10 protein-coding genes are annotated in these 19,263 nt (G+C 40.8%); 6 read left to right on the top strand and 4 right to left on the bottom strand.

Features of this window, described 5'->3' with window-relative positions:
* Positions 1–17: 17 nt before the first annotated feature.
* The 4 genes from CH365_RS02055 to CH365_RS02040 all read right to left on the bottom strand — a co-directional run bounded on the left by CH365_RS02055 (position 18) and on the right by CH365_RS02040 (position 5,096).
* Complete coding sequence (locus tag CH365_RS02055; protein ID WP_100766929.1) at positions 18–1,709, bottom strand: glycosyl hydrolase family 67; 1,692 nt, start codon at positions 1,707–1,709, stop codon at positions 18–20.
* A 4-nt stretch (positions 1,710–1,713) separates the two neighbouring features.
* On the bottom strand, positions 1,714–2,580 hold the full coding sequence (locus CH365_RS02050; RefSeq protein WP_100766928.1) for a DMT family transporter: 867 nt from the start codon (positions 2,578–2,580) through the stop codon (positions 1,714–1,716).
* 148 nt (positions 2,581–2,728) lie between these two features.
* Entirely contained in the window at positions 2,729–3,796 is a 1,068-nt protein-coding gene (locus CH365_RS02045; RefSeq protein WP_100767023.1) for a fatty acid desaturase, read from the bottom strand.
* Between the two features lie 148 nt (positions 3,797–3,944).
* A complete protein-coding gene (locus tag CH365_RS02040) occupies positions 3,945–5,096 on the bottom strand; it encodes a helix-turn-helix domain-containing protein (RefSeq protein WP_100766927.1) in 1,152 nt (383 codons plus the stop codon).
* Between the two features lie 489 nt (positions 5,097–5,585).
* Here CH365_RS02040 and CH365_RS02035 point away from each other — a divergent pair, with 489 nt between their 5' ends.
* The 6 genes from CH365_RS02035 (at position 5,586) to CH365_RS02010 (ending at position 19,054) form a co-directional block, all read left to right on the top strand.
* Positions 5,586–9,119: a tryptophan 2,3-dioxygenase gene (locus CH365_RS02035; RefSeq protein WP_244282942.1), complete on the top strand. Its 3,534-nt coding sequence runs from the start codon at positions 5,586–5,588 to the stop codon at positions 9,117–9,119.
* A gap of 5 nt (positions 9,120–9,124) precedes the next feature.
* Positions 9,125–12,838, top strand: a complete 3,714-nt coding sequence (locus CH365_RS02030; protein WP_100766925.1) for an Ig-like domain-containing domain — start codon at positions 9,125–9,127, stop codon at positions 12,836–12,838.
* Between the two features lie 373 nt (positions 12,839–13,211).
* Complete coding sequence (locus CH365_RS02025; protein ID WP_100766924.1) at positions 13,212–14,789, top strand: BTAD domain-containing putative transcriptional regulator; 1,578 nt, start codon at positions 13,212–13,214, stop codon at positions 14,787–14,789.
* Positions 14,790–14,920: 131 nt separating this feature from the next.
* On the top strand, positions 14,921–15,919 hold the full coding sequence (locus CH365_RS02020) for a hypothetical protein (protein WP_100766923.1): 999 nt from the start codon (positions 14,921–14,923) through the stop codon (positions 15,917–15,919).
* 54 nt (positions 15,920–15,973) lie between these two features.
* The gene (locus CH365_RS02015; protein ID WP_100767022.1) at positions 15,974–16,981 is read left to right on the top strand and encodes a putative solute-binding protein; all 1,008 of its coding nucleotides are present in this window, start codon (positions 15,974–15,976) and stop codon (positions 16,979–16,981) included.
* An 84-nt stretch (positions 16,982–17,065) separates the two neighbouring features.
* Positions 17,066–19,054 carry a TRAP transporter large permease subunit gene (locus CH365_RS02010; protein WP_100766922.1) on the top strand — a complete coding sequence of 663 codons (1,989 nt, stop codon included), beginning with the start codon at positions 17,066–17,068 and terminating at the stop codon, positions 19,052–19,054.
* The last annotated feature ends 209 nt before the right edge of the window (positions 19,055–19,263 follow it).

Raw genomic sequence — 19,263 nt, 5'->3', positions numbered from 1 at the left:
GATTCGTCAATCCGATTTCACTGCAATAATTCTCGGACAGGCATTCCCTGTCGGTTGATAAAATCGGGAAGTTTGTTTTTAATCCCTAAAAATACCAGGTAGTAGACCTTACGCAAAACCGGATGAAATAAGATTTTGTCCCGGATTCGATATTTGCTTCTATTCCTTAAAAACAATTTCAGGATAAATCCCAAAAAAAAAGAAGGTTTGGACTTGGAGCCTTGGAATTGGAAACGAAAAGTTTTAGGATACTTTTTGTGATATTCTTTTGCGAGCCTTTTGGATTCGGCTAACAAGGCAGGATTCTCGGAATAGATTAGTTTTCTTGCGTTTAGAATAAGCCGAAATGTTTTTTTCTGGAACCCGGAATCGTAAGGTAAATCCAATCGTTCAGAAATTTTTTTCATTCTGGAAAGTTTAGAAAAAGCGACTTCTCCTAATCGTAAGGATTCTTTTGGGTTCGGGTTTAGAACCGAATATAAGAACCGAAAAGGATCCGAAACCGTGATTTTGTCCCAGGTGATATGAAGAATGGTGGGAATCCGAACACGATGCAGATAAAAACTTTGTCTGGCAAATCCGGGGTCGTATAAAAGATTCAAAATTAATTCTTCGCTTAGTTTCAAAAATTCTAAAAATAGGTCCGCATTTTTTTTGCCGTAAAATTTTAGGAGAATGTCTTCCAAATTTCTTTCAGGTTTTGTGAACAATTGTACGGAAACGAATGTATTCAATTCGTTCCAATAAGAAGAACGTTTTAAAAAAGTGATATTCTTGAAAGAGGACCAGCCCCCAGTTTGTGTCCAAACACTGATCCCAGCAATATTAGCTTTTCCTAAAAGTTCGGATCTGTATTTTTCATACATCCATCCTACGAAGCTTGGATATTCTCCAAAACCTTCGTATTCTCTTCTGGCTTGTAATTCTAAAAGTTTAGGTTTATCATCCTCGAAGAATAGAGGATTGATCGGGAGATATCTAAAAAAATCACCTTCCCCATATTTTAAGGAAATGATAAGTGATTTACTTTGTATATCTTGGAATACCTTACGATATGTTTTTGGATTCCAAATTAGATCTCCTATTTCGTAGGCTCCTAAAGTCCAGGTCCTAAATATTAATTTTTTATTATATTTTTCGAAAACAGGAAGGATTTCCTTTAAGAATGAGTTCGCTGATTTAGGAGTTTTAAGAAGAAGTTTACTTCTGAAATCTCCAGTAACATCCACTCCGTCCGATTCACCGATACGTAGAACGATTCCTGAAATTTCTTCAAAACTAGAAAATAAATCTTCTAAAGATTCCTTAAAAAGTTGGATGATCTTATCCAGGTTTCCATTTGTATGTTCTAAGATTGAATCATTGATGGAGAAAAAATCGCTAGTAATAAATATTTTCAGATCCTGAGACGCAGCGATCTTAAATAGTTTTTTATATTTTTTACGATAAGATGAGATCTTACGTTTTAGATCTTCTGGATAAAAATCTCTCTCGGAGAGATAACAAAGTTCGTCCAGACTAACTGCATTAAATCCTAATTTAGAAATTCTTTTCGTATATCTAGAAAAAGATTCTCTTACTCTTTTATGTTTTTTTTTAGAAGGAAGAGAAAACTTTTCCAAATCTGCCAAAGGGGCCTTGGACCAATTTTGGTGTTTTTCTTTGGATTCCAAAAAGAAAGGGGCGGATCCATCTACAAGAGCAAACATTCTTCTATTCCGTTTTCTTTCTATATCTAAACGATTCGAGAGCAGCGGCAAATAAGATGAGTGCTCCTCCTATGAATTCTTCTTTTCTCGGAACTTCATGTAAGATCGCCCAGGCAAGAATTGCGGAATATACAGGCTGCACTGTGGATAATAAACCTGCAGTTTTCACCTTCATCTTGAATACAGATTTAATATAAAAAGTATGTCCTACCGCAGTAAAAAATAGTCCCAAAAGAACGACCAGTCCCCAATCTTTTGGAGAGTGAAATAGGTCCTCAAAAAATAAGATAGGACTTAAAACCAAACAGGTAACGGCGGTTTGGTGGAACATCACCTGAGTGGATCCATGTCCCGATAGGTATTTTTTAGTGAGAATATTTCGAAATGCCATTGCCCAAGAAGAAGTAAGTCCGAGTCCCACGCCTAAAAGATATTTGTTTTCCAGATCAAAACTTGGGACTAGGATCCACATTCCGAAAAGAACTAAGATTGCAAGTCCCAAATCTAAACTTCGGATTTTAGATGGGAAAAACAAAGGTTCTAATAGAACAGTCCAGACTGGATGAGTGAAAAGTGTAAGCACTGCAACTGCAATAGTCGCTTCTTGTGCGGAGGCAAAAAAAGTGACCCAGTGGAATGCGAGAAGCATCCCTAAAAAAAATGAGATCCAATTTTCCTTTTTATTAGGAAAGAAGAAGGGCCTCTTTCTGAACCAAAGAACAAAACCCAATAGACTTGCTGCGAATAATGTTCTTCCCCAAGTAATTAGAGAAGGGGAATAAGAAAGAACCTGTGCAAATAATACGTTTCCACTGATCAATATTTGGGAAACTTGGAATTCAAGATAGGTTCTAAGTCTGTTTTCCTGCATCTGGCAGGACTAATTTGTGATGCCTATTGGGGACGGAAAGGAATTACTTTCTCGTTATAAATGATTTCTATAATTTGTAATAAAGCAGAAAAGAAGAAGGATTCGGACTTTCGCCCGAATCCCCATACCAAAGAAGAAAGTTTAAACTTTAAGCCGCTAAGACTTGTTCTTTTCCCAAACGATTCGCCCTGAAAATACTTCCGAAATCATTAAATCTGATCCCATAACGTTTCATCGCAGGATGAACGAAAGGTGCCACCGCTTGCCTGAGATAAAAAGGCTGGTTCACTACGAAATGATGGATTCCATGTGTGCTTCCAAAATTGAAACAAAATAGATGAAGAGGAAATAAGAACCAACGATTTAAAACCTGAGTTTGGTCATGAAGCCCTTTAACATCTCCGTAATAATGCATATTAGAAGAAACAACTTGGATACTAGTTTGCCTGATCCAATTCGGAATGGTATACACTACTGCTGAAATATTTAAAAAGTGACGGACCGTATCCAACCAAGCGGGAATTTCTACAGGCTTTCCAAGTAATTCATTTCCAATGTAGAAAAGATTGATGAATAGGAAATTATACCAGAGATGAAAATAGATCACAAGATAAGGCCAACTGGAACGAGTGATCTCACTTCTTTTAAATTTAGGAGCTTCTCTGCGTAAGATATGTGATTGGAATAAGAAAGACATATTTCCGTCCATCATGGTGATAAAACGTTTTAACCCGAATTTCATTCCGTTCCCGATCAGACGTTCTTCTATATCTTCTTTATGGCCGGATACTTTATGATGAAGAGTATGGATCATTCTTCTATACCAAGGACTGACCGTGTTTCCACGGAAGATCCATACCATCCAAAACATAAAGTTTTGGATCTTTAGATTATCCTTATAATATAAATTATGAATTAAGTCGTGTTCGACTTCGTGAAGAATGGAAGCAAGAACTCCGTTGGCTATAATACATGCCCAAGCAGGAATGATCCCTGCGATATAAAGTCCAGCAAATAGGATCATTCCTGCAGCAGAACCCAGGGTGATCGTAAGGCCTAATTCGTCCTGATGTTTTAAGAATTCGAATTTGTTACGTAACTTTTTATCCCGGAAGCGGATCCATTTCATGATCTTCTTACTTTTTTCTTTTTGGGACAATCTAGTATAAAGTTTGGTTGGAACCTGAATCATCTGTCTTTCCGCAATGGCGATCATCGGTTTTCTCCGTTTTTGTTTTCGGTTGTCCATATCTTACGGAAATTTCCGAAAAGAGTCGTCCCAATTGATCGAATGCAACTATGGATTCGGTCTGAATCTATAAATTTTTACCGATTTACATTTGTACAATTGAGTTGGTTTGGCATCAAACGGATTGGCTTCCTCTAAATTCAGAAGGTGTTTTGCCTGTATGTTTTTGGAATGCTCTATGAAACGAGGATTTGGTAGCAAATCCCACTTCGAAGGCTATGTCTAAAATGGATCTATTCGGTTCTTTTTGGAGAAGTTCACAGGCTTCTTTAATCCTGTAATCGTTTACAAATGCGGAGAAATTTTTCCCCAATTCTTGGTTGATCAGTTCCGAGATTTGGTGGGTGGAAAGTGCAAGTTCATCTGCAAGATCAGCAAGTCCTAACTTTTCGTCTCTGTATAATTTTTCTTTTTCCATGAGCTGGGTTAAGCTGTCTCTAAGTGCCTGCCTGTTCACTCCAGAGAGAAGAGAACGTGCATATTTTTGTCTGGTAGCCTGGCTTACTTCTTGAAGCACCTGGAAGAATTCCGGTCGTTTATGCCCAATCAAGTAGGCGAGACAAAGGCTTACACCCATCATCGCGGAGCAGGCGAGAAGAAAGATAGGCATCTTACTGGACAAGTAGATCCCACCAAACCCTAGGTTCAAGAATGTGGAAACTACCATGAATGCAAGAATCCTTGCAGTCCATTCTTCTTGTAGTATCTCCCACCGAAGAAGGTCGGAACTCCCTTTTAAAATGAGGCCGATATAAAAGATCAAAATTAGTATTGGGGAGGAGAGTAGGATCTCCCCCTCATTCCAGCCTGTTTCTCTTAAAAAAATCGAGATCTTTTCCAAGATCCAATCTTTGGGGAGAAGTAGAACTGCTAAAATGTATACGAGCCAGACAAGGGAGGGAAGGAGTAGATGTTTCTTCTCCAAGCCTAAGGAAGAGACTTCTTCCGAATCTCTATCTTGGCTCACGCTATGGATTCCGAATAAGATGGGGCCAACGGAGGCAATAAGAGGAAATTGGATAAGCGAAATTCTTGGAAATTCTACGTAATAGCCGGAAACTAAGAGTAAAAAGCTGCCCTGGATCAGGCCCAAAATCAGGAAAATCAGGGCCAAAAGCCTATTTAGAGCTGTCTTTTTCTCCAAAACCAACTGCCCCAGGGACATTAGAATTCCAAGTGCTGTCCCGAATTGGGTAATTGCCCATAAGATCTGGAACCAAATCCCTGGATTGTAGTAACTATGACTTCCCATTCCCTCTGGAGGCATGGCAGGGAGAATCCAAAACTCAGAGTAAGTTGTCAAGGATTCCCTTTCTGATTTGGGGGAGAGGAGACTGAGGGGAATTTTGTAGGCACTTCGACGAGTTAGAACAAAATCTAGAATAAATTATATAAAACAGATGTTATTTATACATTATCTCCAGAGGGATAGAGAGGCATTTTCGTTTTTTGTAATATAGTCTTAATTCGAATAGACAAAATTGAAGTATCAAAAGATAGATTGAGACTTCCAATCGAAAAGTCTTATATTGAATAACAATTGTTATTTTAAAAAGAGCCCAAAATCACCCGGAAACTTTTTATAGTGTCTCGCTTATTTTTTTTCAAATGCATTGGAAATATAAGCCTGATATAAGCCTGCTTTATGTAGCGATCGCTATGCTGTCCATACTTGGAAAGAAACTGTTAGGATAAGCTAATAGATATGAATATAAAGAAAGCACACATTCTTTTCTCGCTGTGTTTGGCTCTGGGGATGGGCTGTCAGGCAGGTGGTGAGAAATCAAGCGCGGATACTTTTTACGATAATATCGATTATAAAGGAATTCGTCTTTTTAATTTGTTTGATGATTATCCTTCCATCAAATCAGGTTTCCAAAGTTTAGAACCTATTAATTTCAATCTTAAATTAGAGTCCTCCATGACCATTCCTTATAGAGAGGATATCGTGGGGTTCTTGCGGGTCTCCGGAGATCTTCTTCTTAAACCGGAAGCTCATGTGCGTCAGTCTCTTCTTAGAGTTCATTCTCTTTTAGATCGTATAGAAAAAGCACCGAATAACGCATTCGATGTTCTTCAGCCTTGGTTGGAATCTCTACGCACCTATCGTAAACCTGTGCTCCGTAATATGGCTCCTTTAAGCCAGACTGCGTTGAAGTACATGTACATGAATTATTCTAAAGAAACTATGGAAACCAAGTTCAAAGAGGTTTCCACAGTATTAAAAGATCCTGAAATTCGTATCCTGTTTGTAGAATTAGAGGATGTAATCGATAAGGCGATTAACAGGAACACGAATGCAAAACAAGCGATCTTCGGGCTCTTACAAGGAATGGTGGATCCTTCTCTCATCTCCGACAGAGTGATGAAGGAAAAAATGATCCAGATCATTTCCGCTCTTGGAAAATCGTTCCGCCAAAGAGCGGGATTTAGCGATGCTAAGTCTTCCGAGACTGTTCTTAAAAACCTGGTAGTTAATTTAGAGAAATTTTATACAGTAGGCGGTTCTGTATATTCTGATCCTGCCTTTGCGGATTATAGGGATGCTACTTATCCTTCGGAATTTGCTACCGTCATGTCAGAATCCTTCCGTTATTTAAGGCCAATGCTTGGAAGAGGAGGAAATTATACTGCTGATCCAAACGTTATTCTCTCCTTGGAAATGGCTAAAAACTTTGCAAAGTTCGATTTCTCCTCAGGTGTAACCGGTGTAGACAATTCTCTTAGAGAGTTGATCCGTATGGATGCTTCCGGTTTGGACAGAGCTGATCCTGCGAATATTACCAGTAGCCCTATTACCGCATTAGAATCCTTAATGTTCATTCTAACCTTGTCCGATACTTTCGGATTCCGTTGGGAAAATCCTGCTGATACTTCTATTATGAGATTAGAGCCTAACGGTTCCGTAAACGGCGGCCCTATGACTGGCGGAGTTCTCACCGTAGGTGACAGTATCTATTCTATGAGATCTGCAATGACTGGAAGCATTGGGATCAAATCTTTTATGAACCAAAGCTCTGTTGACGGTGCTGTGTTTAAGAATGGGGATGCTTCTACTCCTACAGCTCTTTCCATCGGGCTCAATACTCCAACTTTAACCTTATTGGAAGCTCCGGATCCAGCGATCATACCTGTTGCCAATGATCCGGTCTATACCAAGACGATTCCTTTTATCATGAAATTGATCCGCACCGTTCTGATCTCCGGCGGCGGCCCATACTATAATAAAAACCGTGTGGATTCAGGCGGGAATGTCCTCACTATCGATGGAAAATTATATAGAGATTCCAATGGTGTGGACCTGATTTACAAAGAATCCTGGAATACTTCCGAATACAGAATTAAGGTTTCGAATACTGCAAGCGGCTCTTGTAGCGGTGGAACAATCTGTAAGTGGGTAGGTCCAGGCGGACGCGAAACAAATGCGGTTGTAGCTAATAATTCTTTCACTCCGGTTGCTGCCGGCGCGAATGCTTCCGGAGCAAAAGGTTGGAGCATCCCTGTTTGGGAAATTCCAAAAGACAATGTAACCGAAAGGGCGGTAGATACCGACGAGGAAGCGATCTATAAGAATTTCCAATGGCTTCTTCATGAAAAACGTATGGTGGCAGTCATTCCTTTACGTGCTTCTCTTGGTAGCGGTGTTCCGTATAAGATGGCGGCATTTGTGACATTAATCGCAAATGGTATGACTGGTCTTATGAATGCAAGACCAGTCCTGCAAGACGGAACAGTTTGTGCGGATCGTATCAATGCGATCTGGAAGATCAAAAATACTTTTATTAAACCTGGTTGTGCAAGTTCAACTCAACCTAATTTCAGACAACCTGGTGTCCCGATTCTACAAGAGAATTATTCTGATATTCCGGGTGATAGTATGTTCTATCTGGAAGCCTGGGATTATGGAACGAGCGGTTCTGGTTCTTTGACATTCAATAGTTTAGGGGACGCTTCCGTTTACAGTATTTTCTATCCGAGTCCGGAAGATTCTTACGGAGTAATTCCTCAAGTGATTGCGGCTAACTTTGCCGTAATGGAAAGACTTTCTTTCTTAACTCCGGATAAGGTTCTTCCATCCGGACCGAATGTGGCTCTTTACGGAAAATCAGTAGAAGATGCTTGGGGACAAAGAAACCGACTTCTTCCTTTGATACTTTCTCTTGCCTGGACTTTGGATGACCAAGCAAGCCCAAGTTTGAACAAAAACCCATTCCAGATATTAACTGGACTTAGTGCAGCTTTAACTAGACCACTTCTGGCAAGGATTACAGATCCTGAGCCTAATAGCGGTGGAAGAACGATCGATGTCGTAAAAATTGTGAACTCTGACTCGAGCGTGAGAAGTAACTCTGCAACTGAATCGGAGTATTTCTTCCGCTATCTGGATCCGATCTCCAGTAAACCTGTACGTTCTCCACTTTCTATCTTAGCTGAAAATGAGAGAAGATACCAAGACGGACTCTTGAATTTGATGTCCAGAACGGACCTTTTATCCACATTCGTGCAAATGCTTGCCGAGATGGGAAAACCGGAAAGAGCAAGTGGTGCACTTCTTACCTTCCAATCCATCGCGGATTTGATCGGCGAAGTGAAACTTGCAAACGAAAGTCCAACCGCAGTCCAATTCAACTTGGAAGCATACTTAGGAGAAGTTAGAGATATGCTTGCGGCATTCCCTGACTCACGCGTTGCGAATATCTATGATCCGGAGTGGGATAGGTTAGGGAATTGGGCGGTTCGTCTCCGGGATTATTTCGATCCGGATTCTGTTTATAGTCTGATCCCTACCTTGGATTTCTCCATGGACATGATCATAGATAATATTCCTACGAATGCCCAGTTGTCAGGGATCGTGGATCTTCTGGGAGGACTCACTCGTGATCAGTCCAATACCCAGGATTACTTAATTACGAATTTATTAAGCGTAGATACTGCAGATCTTGCACAAGTCTCCGCTCCTTACGGAAGAAGCACCGTAGGAGTGTTGATGGGAATCGTAAAGACCGGCGAATTCTACTCTTACTTAGAAGCGGATATGAAAAGTCCGCATTCACTTAAATCCATATTCAAAGACGCTAAACGACTTTTAGTGTCGGATATGATCCAAACACAAAGAGAAGACCAAAGCTCACTGATCTATACGGCAGGAGTGTTGATGGGTATTTTTGCGGATCTTGCTTCTACGGGTAAAAAACAATTCCCGGACGGATTCGTATTCTACGACAGATTTAACGAAGATGAAAACTCGGACACCTATTGGGATAGGTTTGTTACGGTATTCACCCGGTGAGAATAATGAAGAGAATTTTTTTGGGAAAAATAAGTCGAGGGCTGGAAATGAATCTGAAAAATATAAAAGTTTCTAATGTCGATAAGGGAATCAAACTCGCGATCCTTTCTATTTTATGGGCAGGCGTTTTAGGATGTAGCCCTGAAAAAATGAAAGGATTTGCAATGTCGGATATTTTCGACCTAGGATTCTTTTCTGGAGGAAGAATATTCGGCGCGAATCCGAATCTTCAGCCTCCGTATAACAGTGTGGACAACGATACCGCTGTTCTTCCTGTAGATTTTGGTTCTAGTAATCCTCAGGCAACTTTATTCATCAATTCCACTGAAAACGTGGATAGATACAAAGAATTGGAAATCCGTTTTTCCCATCCGATGAATAAGGCTACTGTAGAATCGAGTTTTTCCATCACCGGCGTTTCCGGAAATCTTTCCGGACCTACTCCTGGTGGAGAATTCTATTGGATGAGTAGTCAGAAACTTCGTTTCAATCCTTATAGAGAATTGAAACCGGCTGAGACTTATACTCTTACTATCAATCAGGACGCTGCTACCATAGGCGCGGTTTCTCTCGAAAACTATACAATCACTTTCAGAACTGGATTGGATTATGGTCTTACAAATAAGATCACACAAGGAAGCCAATACACTTTGAACGGCACGAATGATATAACATTCGACCAGTCCGCCGCTCTTACACTCGCTTCTACATATTCAAGCCCTGTTGCGGGAGAAAATTATATCCAATCCGTTTCTTTGAAAAAGATCGGATCCAGCAATTCTCAGGATATTTGTACCACTCCTCCTTGCTCTATGAGCGCTACAATTTCTTTGAACCTGAGCACTTCTCAAGTTCCTCCAACGGTCGGTGGGAATACCTACTATTATGAGATTGCTACTACGAACGGAAAAACTTTCCGCAAGTATTTTAGCTTTAACTACGGTAGATTGGAGAATGCCAACGGAGTTCTTCCTTACGTGGCAAACGGTGTAATGGACGAAGCGCAGATGCTTCCATTCTTAGGAAAAGCCATCCAGAAATATACTACAGGCGCTTTCAAGGTGAAGGATTCAACCGGAACTCCTCGTACTTTCCAAGAATTCTTATTAGGAATGCCTGATTTTCCTAAGAAAAAATTCTTCGAAAACGGAAATTGGACCATCGGCGAAGCTTGTATGAGACAAGATGCTAAAATGTCTGGGGATGCGAACGTAGCAGCATTTAAAGATTTCGATTATATTCCTGTGTTTGGAGCTAAATCTGGCGGCGCTGGAAGAGGATATTGTTGGGTAAGACACCCTGACTGTGTTACGGATAACGGACCTCCTTATCACCCTAAAAAGAGAAATGGTATCGATAGAGACCAATGGTGGAATACCTATAATAGTAATAACTGTGGGCAAAACCAGAATAACGCAAATTATCCTCAGGCTTGTAAAAATTTATTCCATTGGGGTGAGGCCGCTTGGAGTCTTTGCCATTATCCTACCGATGTAAAATCTTATAAAAACGGCGGATATACTTCCACAGTATTCTCTCCATTCGGTAGACCGGAAGGTGATATCGGATCGGCAGGAGAAGATTTGTTAGATTGTGCATTCCCCGCATGTTTCTTCGATTCATATCATATCGAAAAAATCGCTCCGGGACCATTCTCTAAATACAGTGCTATCTTAAACGTGGCTTCCGGTGGAATTGCAGACGGAAGTGCTGCTATCACTCTGGACGTATATGTAACGGACATGAGACTTCCTAAGTTTGTCCGTTGTGGATCAAATAACGCAACTCATGGTTGTTCTGCAGGAACCGGAACCCAGTTAGGAAACGTTGTTGCAGACTTAAAAGTAAACCCTGGCTCCGGAGGAGTAAATCCTGGATTAGGTTTGGATCTTAAATCCAGATATACCGAAGTGGATCTTTTAGTAGTCTCTCGTTTCGAGGATTGGTATGGGGCATTTAACGGACCGGGTGCATTGCTCGTATTCAGAACAACTGCTAAGTTGAACTGGGATCCTGCAGTAGAAGGAACTTTAAATCCGGCAGGTTATGATTGGAACGACGTAAAACTTTCCAAACCTCGTTTGGCATTGGCTCGTACTCGTAACAATATGACTGTGACTTCCGACGGTTTAATCAATATGACTGTTCGGACTCCTTTTACCGTGAACGACGATTATTTCCCTGATAATCCTAGCGTTGCACAGATACTTGCGAATTCGAATAACTTCTTCATACGCCCATGGGCAAACCCTTTGCATATGTCGTTATCAGGTTTATATCCTGGGGAAGATACTTCTGACTTCATGTATACTGCTCCGATGACTTATATTCATGGTAGTGAAGGTTTTAACACCATCATCGAAGCTCTCGTAGGTAGAGAAGAGCTTAGTAATATGGCGAACCTGACTGTGGACCAAGTGAAACAGATTATCACCCAATACATGCTCAGAGATATCGTGCAAAGGATTGCTCCTAACGTTCTGAACTCGGTGATTGCCGACTTGAGAGACACTGGAGTTACGATCACTTTACCAAGTTATCTTCCCGCACCACTTGGAAACTTCCCATTAACGGTGAAGTTCAAATTGAATACGGATGCTGCCATCAAACATGATGGTACTAATAAAGGACTTGTGACTTCTCTGGACTTTGCGTTTACGAGCGGTTATAACCCTGCAGGTGGACTCAGAACCCAATCCGGAAAAACAGGAATGGTTACTACAAGGACTTGGACTGCGGCAAATCCACCTCCTTCTACTTATCAATTCAGCCAATCCGCTGCGAACCCTGGGTTCTTGATCTCTATGCATACAGATACGATCTCTCAGGCTGCATTCCATTTATGGCAGAGAAGGGGATTGGATATCGTGTTAAACAAAGCGTTTATCGATGGAATGAATGCTTTTGCCGGCGCAGATCCTCTGTTCGCGTTGACCACTTCTTTCTTAAAAGCTTCTCCTCTGGTTACAATCCTTGTGCCAGGAAGAAATAAATTACAAGGTCTGAACGGTTCCAATGCGATAGCACCTCCGGTAAAATCTTACGATGATATCGATATGGTGATGTCTCCGATCCATGCACCTAACGTGAAGTTTAAACCGATGACTGCCACTGGAGTACCTAAGATGAGATTGTATTTTACTGAAATGCAATTGCAGATCATCGCTAAGAAACCAACTTCTTGCACAGGACTCGTGGACGATGAACTTACAGATTGCCAAGCCGATACGAGGGCGAACGGTTACCAACAAACTCTTGGAACAGTTCGGATAAGTTTTGCTGCGGACGCTGACTTCCGTTTCAAAATGTTCTCCAACCCGACCAATAACCCTGCATTTGCTAACTTAAATGCACTTCAGGTAATCTTGGATCCGGTGAATAACTTGGATTATGCCGTAGAAGTTTTAGAAGGACAAACTTATAATCCATTCGGTTTGGATCCTGACGGTATTAAATCAGTGATCTCTCCGTTAGTCACCACTTTGGTGATACCAATGGTGAACAGTATTATGAAAGAGATACCAATGCCTCCAGACATCACTTTCCCTAAATTGATCAATCCTGCAGGAACTCAATCCTGTGCGATCAGTGCGAAGAGTGATAAGGTACAATTCTTCACCTTGAATACTCCTCAAGTTGCGGATCCGTATCTGTTAGGAGGAATGAGATTCGTAGGACAAGCTGTTACAGATCCTGCGTCTCTGATTGTCTGCCCTTAAACACTCCTAGCTATTTCGAAAAACTAGATATCGAAATGACCGAAAGGGTTTTCCCCTTTCGGTTTTTTTTTATGAGAGCTTATTGGATTACTAAATTAGAAAAAACTTATGAGTGAGTCTTCACTCAATCGATATTATGCAATTTTGATTTTCTTTTGCTACAATTTCGCAAAAGTTTTCGTTCGATTTTTGTCGAACGGCGGTTATTATTTCATAACGATCGTTAGAACGCGCTATATAATCTTCTAAAAAAGAAAAGGAAACTCATTCAAATACTTGCATTTAAAAATAGTGAGCATTTAGTCACAATTTTTGTCCCGTTTTCATAAATGGGTTGCAGGAATCTGGATAAGATAGGAAACGAAAAGTGGATATGACGTATTACCAGCTTTCATGTTATTTGGTGGTGACTGTATTAGTTTACCGTACGATTCATAATTTAGTTTTATATTTTAGAAATCGGAAGCAGTCATACCTTCTTTACTTTGCCTTGCTTCAAGTTGCGTATGGAGCTTATCTATTTTGTTTTATCCAAACAATCAATGTAGAAAATCCTGAAAAGGCTTTACCCTGGGAAAGAGTGGAGAATGCGACAGCGGTGGTATTTGCTACGTTTATCGCATTATTCGTGAATAACTATAAAAAACTTTTTAGCAGGGACTTCATTCTGCTATACGTGTTCATGAACCTGATCCTGGTAGGGATACTTTTGCAGGATCCGAACGCTTATACAATGAGCGTTGCTCATCCGAAACATTTTCCTTCTTTAGGTATAGTGATCTATGAAACAGATCAGCCTACCATTATGCAGTTTATCTTTCTTTCCAGTATTCTAATGATTATCTGGACAGTAATGAAGGTAATGAATCAGTTCCGTAAGAACAGATTTAGAAATCATTTTCTATTTTACGGATTGGTATTTTTTTTCGCGAGTTTGATTGCAGATATCTTGGTAGCAAGCGATTTGCTCGGCATTCCATATACTTCTCATTTTAGCTTTTTGATCCTAATGTTCTGTGTGGACAGCTTCCTGACTGTGAATAAGTCGGAAAGGGAAGTCCGTATGGAATTTAAGGAATCCGTTTCCAAATGGCTTACTAAGCCGGAGGCTTCTTCTTTTAGAATACAAGCGAAAGACTTAACTGGAGAAGGTTCCGAATCCAAAGGTCTCAAAGAGAAAAACCGTAACCCTAAAAAATTGAGCGTAAGAGCTTTAGGTCCATTAGAATTGGATTTGGATGGGAAGAAGATCCCTGCAGCTGAATATTCCAGTAAGAAAAAACTACTCAAACTCATTAAACTTTTGTTAGTACGTTTTGGAAAAGGTGTACATAAGGAAGAATTATTAGAAAATCTTTGGCCAGGAATGTCCGAGAAAAATGCTCTGAACAGCCTACATGCGTTACTTTTCCGTCTCCGTAAAATTTTAGGAAATCCGGAAGCGGTCGTATTCGCAGAAGATAGATTATTCTTCCATCCTGAATTAGTAGAAGCGGACTTTGTGGAATTCGAGAGAAAGTTTGAGACTGCCGGAAAGTTACTTCGAAACAAAAAAGAAGAAGAAGCAGTACAATCCTATAGAGAAGCACAAGAGCTTTATACGGGAGATTTTTTCGAATTCGATCTGTATTTCCCTGAATCAGAACTAAAACGTGAATATCTGCGCAAGAACCTAATCGAAATTTATAGAATCTTATGCGAGTATTCCCAAAAAGCAGGGGATGCTAATTCTCTACTTTCCGATTCGGAAAGTTGGATACGTTTGGATGATCTGGATGAAAGGGCTTGGAGATTTCACTTTGAGTCTTTACAATCTTTAGATCGTAAAAACGAAGCTTTGCGCAAATTCGAAGATATGAAGAAGATCCTGAAAAAAGAATTAGGTGTGGAACCTGACCAAGAGACAGTATCTCTTATAGAAAAGATCCGGGTCACTTCTCCAGTGAGCTGATTGTTTTTAGGAAACACTGCACCATAAAATAAAACGCTCATTAGAAAAAAAATATTGGACGAAGTAAATCCCTTCTGTACGTTCTTCCAGAATCCCCCATAATTCTAAGTAAAAATAACCCCCGAAATAAAATGAATAAACGAATCCTTTTTTTTGTAACGATTGTTACAATTACCCTGGCAAACTGTTCCATCGTATATAGAGTTACCGGTACAACTTTAAACTCTTATGCCCAAGACCATTTGGTCCCTCATTATCTAGCTTCTGACGACTTGGATGCGATCTGTAATGGAGGAACTGCACTTGGACCTTTAGTATCTTCTTTCGAAAGAACTGGAGCTTCCGTGGAATTAGCTACGATGGTAGCTCAAATGGGAGCAGGAATGTGTGCGGAAAAACAGGCACAGGAAGCGGAACTTTTGTATATCGCTGCAGTCCGCAAGGGTAAGGGAGAAGAAGCTCTGGACAACCAGGCAAGACAGATTCGTTACCATGGGATAGCCGCAAAAAGATACGGGGACGCGCATAATAGATTTCTCCAATACTTTGGAGAATGGAATGGAAAATGTCCTTCTATCAGCGAACACGAAGAGTTATACTATTTAGTAGGACTTTCTTCCGGATTATTGGCTATTCTTCATGATTTTGCTTCTCAAGGATATGCGGGGATCACTCGCGAAGTGCCTAGCGTAGTTGCAGGCGGATCTAAATGTTTAGATTCTAAAAAATGGTGGGGAACTCCTTTGGCATTGGAAGCTGTAGTATGGCTTTCAGTTCCAGGTGCAACTCCTGAGGGAAAGGATGCTAATAAACAAATGGAAGAGGCAGTCAAACAAGGCGATCAAGCCGGAGTTCGTATGTCTAGAGCCTTCCAGATCCAAGCCGCTGCCGGAAAAGGCGACGTAGAAAAGATCAAAAAACTTATATTAGAACATTCTAAAGTTCTTAGCCAAATACCTGCAAAGAAAGAATATCTTTTCTTGGAAGCTTTTGCGGAAAATTTATCTCGTCATGAATCTGATAAAATTTGGATGAAAGAGACCGGACATAGGGGACCGATTAATTTCTCCTCTTTCCCGGGAAAAAAGAAAAACAATAAAGAAGAAGACGATCTGTTAAAAGATCTTTGAGCGGGTTCTTGGGTGGAAAACGAAAAAAAAGGGACCTTAAGGAGAAAAAACTATATGAAGAAGTTTCTCATTCTATCGGTAATCATTCTTGGGACTTGGATGTCCGTAGGCGTGGGAGCAGCGGAGACGGTGGATCGATCCATGTGTGTATTCGATCCTTCCGGCGCACACGGAGATGTGTTTAAAGCGGCACAAAGATACCAAGCACAAGCTTTAACCTGGGGAATTCGCCTGGATCTAAAAGCTTATACTGACGAAGTTGTGGCAAATTCCGACTTCAAAGCCGGAAAATGTAATATGGCATTCTTAACTTCTCTTAGAGTAAGAAGTTATGTGCATGAATCAGGATCCATCGAAGCGATCGGTGCATTGCCAAGTTATGACCTTCTACGCAAAACAATCGAAGCATTATCAAATCCTAAAGTAAGAGAACTGAATACTGACGGCGATTACGAGACCATGGCTATGTTCCCTGGTGGAGCAGTTTATCTTTTATTAAGAGACAAAAACTTGAAAGATATCAAGGACTTGGCAGGTAGAAAAATCGCTACTTTAACTTATGACCAAGCTGCCACTACAATGGTGGATATTGTAGGAGCTTCTATGGTTCCTGCTGAGATCGCTACTTTTGCAGGTATTTTTAATAACGGAAGAGCGGATGCTTGTTATTCTCCGGCAATCGGGATCAAACCTTTGGAACTCATGAAAGGAATTTCTCCGAATGGTGGAATCGTTCGTTTTCCTATCGGGCAATTGACCTTCCAAATTGTAGCTCGCCACAAGGATTTTGCAGAAGGTTTTGGAAACACTTCCAGAGCATGGGCGGCTACTCAATTTGATGCAATGCTTTCTCTTACTAAAAAGGCGGAGCAAGAAATCCCAGCTAAGTATTGGATAGAAGTTCCAAAAGATCTTCAAAAGAACTATTTCGAAAAATTCAGAGAAGTTAGAATTAGGCTGAGAGACAAAAAAGTATATCATCCAACCATTCTGAAATTAATGAAAAGGGTTCGTTGCAGTGCGGATAAAGAAGCCGCTGAGTGCGCCGATAACCTGGAATAATTTCCAAAACTAACATAAAAAAGGCGGGAAAATTCTTTCCCGCTACTCTTATATCAATCAATCGCAGATTCCAGAGGATATTCTATGTGGAGAAAAATCGTTTCCTGGGCGGTATTATTCTTTTTATTCGTACCCCTTGTTCAAAGTGGAAGCCAGCTAGTACAAGCTAGGTTACTCGGCTTAGGCGGCAGTATTTGGCCGAACTATGCAATGATCCGAAATGTTTGTGTCGTCGATCCGAATGCGGAAGCGGATACAAAGGCGGAAGTCAGCCAAGCGGATATGGACGCTTTGGACGATATCGGTCTTGGAGATACAACTGGCGGGAAGAATGTAGGAGTTCCTACAGGACCCACCGAAACACAATTGGAGTTGGAGAAGCTCGCGGGCTCTCTTACTACAGGACAGAAATTATATTGTGGATTCGAGCGTAGGCTTTCTTGGCTTACTATCTCGGCCATCGATTATATTCCTATGACGATGGTGGTACTTCTGCTCGTAGCAGGAACAGTTTCCACTACCAGAAGATATCATATCGCTCTTCGAAATCCAGAAAACTCTAAAGAGGAAAAGATCACCGAATGGAGCCAGATCATCGCAAATTCCATCATCATGGTTTCTGCTGCGTTCATGTATCCTCTTCAAAAAGGTGTGGAGGCTCAGATCCAGGTGCTTTGGGTTCTCGGACTGATTCTTTTAGCTGGATTAAACTTTTATAATTTAAAAAACCCTCTTTTTAAAAATGGAGAAGGTAAGCAGAATACAAAACTTTCCAACGCATTATTATGTGTTCCTCTTTATGCTTGGATGTCGATTATCTGCGGTTTGTACTTTTTCTTACTGGAACATCATCCGGCAGGACTTGCAATCTATCTCCAGAAATTGACCGCACATGCTTCCTTGTATATCCAGATCGGTTTGTATGTATGGACCGGTATTCTATTGAGAGATACATCCTTAGGCAGAAGATTTTTCGACTTATTAAACCCTTGGAAATTCCCTTCCGAGCTTATGGCGGTGATTGTAGTTGTGGTTGCTGCTCTTCCTACTGCCTATAGTGGAGCTTCCGGAATCGTAGTTCTTGCATTAGGAGCTACCATCTTCAAAGAATTGAGAAGGGCAGGTGCAAGCCAAGAAAGAGCATTAGCTGCTACTGCAATGTCTGGAAGTTTGGGAGTTGTTTTACCTCCTTGTTTACTCGTTGTGATCGTAGCTTCCTTAAACTTGGAAGTTACCACTGATGAATTATTCTATTGGGGATGGAGAGTATTTGCTTTATCGACTACCTTCTTCTTGATTGTTAGCTGGTTTAGTAGAACCGAATCCTGGAAGATTCGTCCCGAACAAGATGCTTTAGGTAAATCTTTAAAAGCGCTGAAATCGTTTTCGGTTTATTTAGTGATCTCCGTTGCGATCGTTTTGACGATTGTTCTTGCGCTCGGAACTCATTTCGACGAGAGAACCGCTCCTTATATTCTTCCGATTGCGATGCTTGCTTTATTATTCATCGACTATCGTATTTCCAAAAAGGAAAAATTGGAGAATGGAGAAACTCATACGGAAGAAGTTGAACTTGCCAGAACTTCCTACGATGCCGGCTCTCACTTAGGAGCTCTTCTTCTTTTGATGGGAATGTCTGCATCTATGGGCGGGGTTTTCGAAAGATCGGAAGTGATCAATCTATTCCCGACTCATCTTGGTTCTCCATTGTCTGCAATGCTCATTCTTACTTTCGCACTTGTGATTATCGGAATGTTGATGGACCCTTACGGTGCTGTGATCTTGGTTTCAGTAACCTTGTATCCGATCGCAAAGGCAAACGGGATCCATCCTTTGAATTTCTGGATGACTGCACTTGTTTCCTTTGAGTTGGGGTATTTGACCCCACCGGTTGCACTCAATCACCTGTTGACCAAACATGTAGTGAGAGAGCAGTTGATAGAGGATAAAAGTTTAGAGACCAAAGGTTTCTTTGCAAGGCATGAACATATCGTAATTCCGATTATTGTTCTGACTTTGACCTTACTTGTGACCGCTTTCGGACCGATCCTGTATTCTAAATACTCCGGTTAAGAGAACAGTGGTTTCGCGCAGAAGCCACGGAGACCACTGAGAGTTTAGATATCCGATGTAGGAACTCCTACATCGGATAGTTCTGAGGATTTTCCACAAATCGCACTGTAAGACTGACTACATGCAACAAATTAAATGAATCTCTGTAATAAGAACCGCAATGTTGGAATTCCAACATTGCCCATTCTATCTCCTCGTCCTCTGTGAAC

It is taken from the genome of Leptospira neocaledonica, assembly GCF_002812205.1.
Taxonomy (GTDB): Bacteria; Spirochaetota; Leptospiria; order Leptospirales; family Leptospiraceae; genus Leptospira_B; species Leptospira_B neocaledonica.
This window is presented reverse-complemented; position numbering and strand designations above follow the sequence as displayed.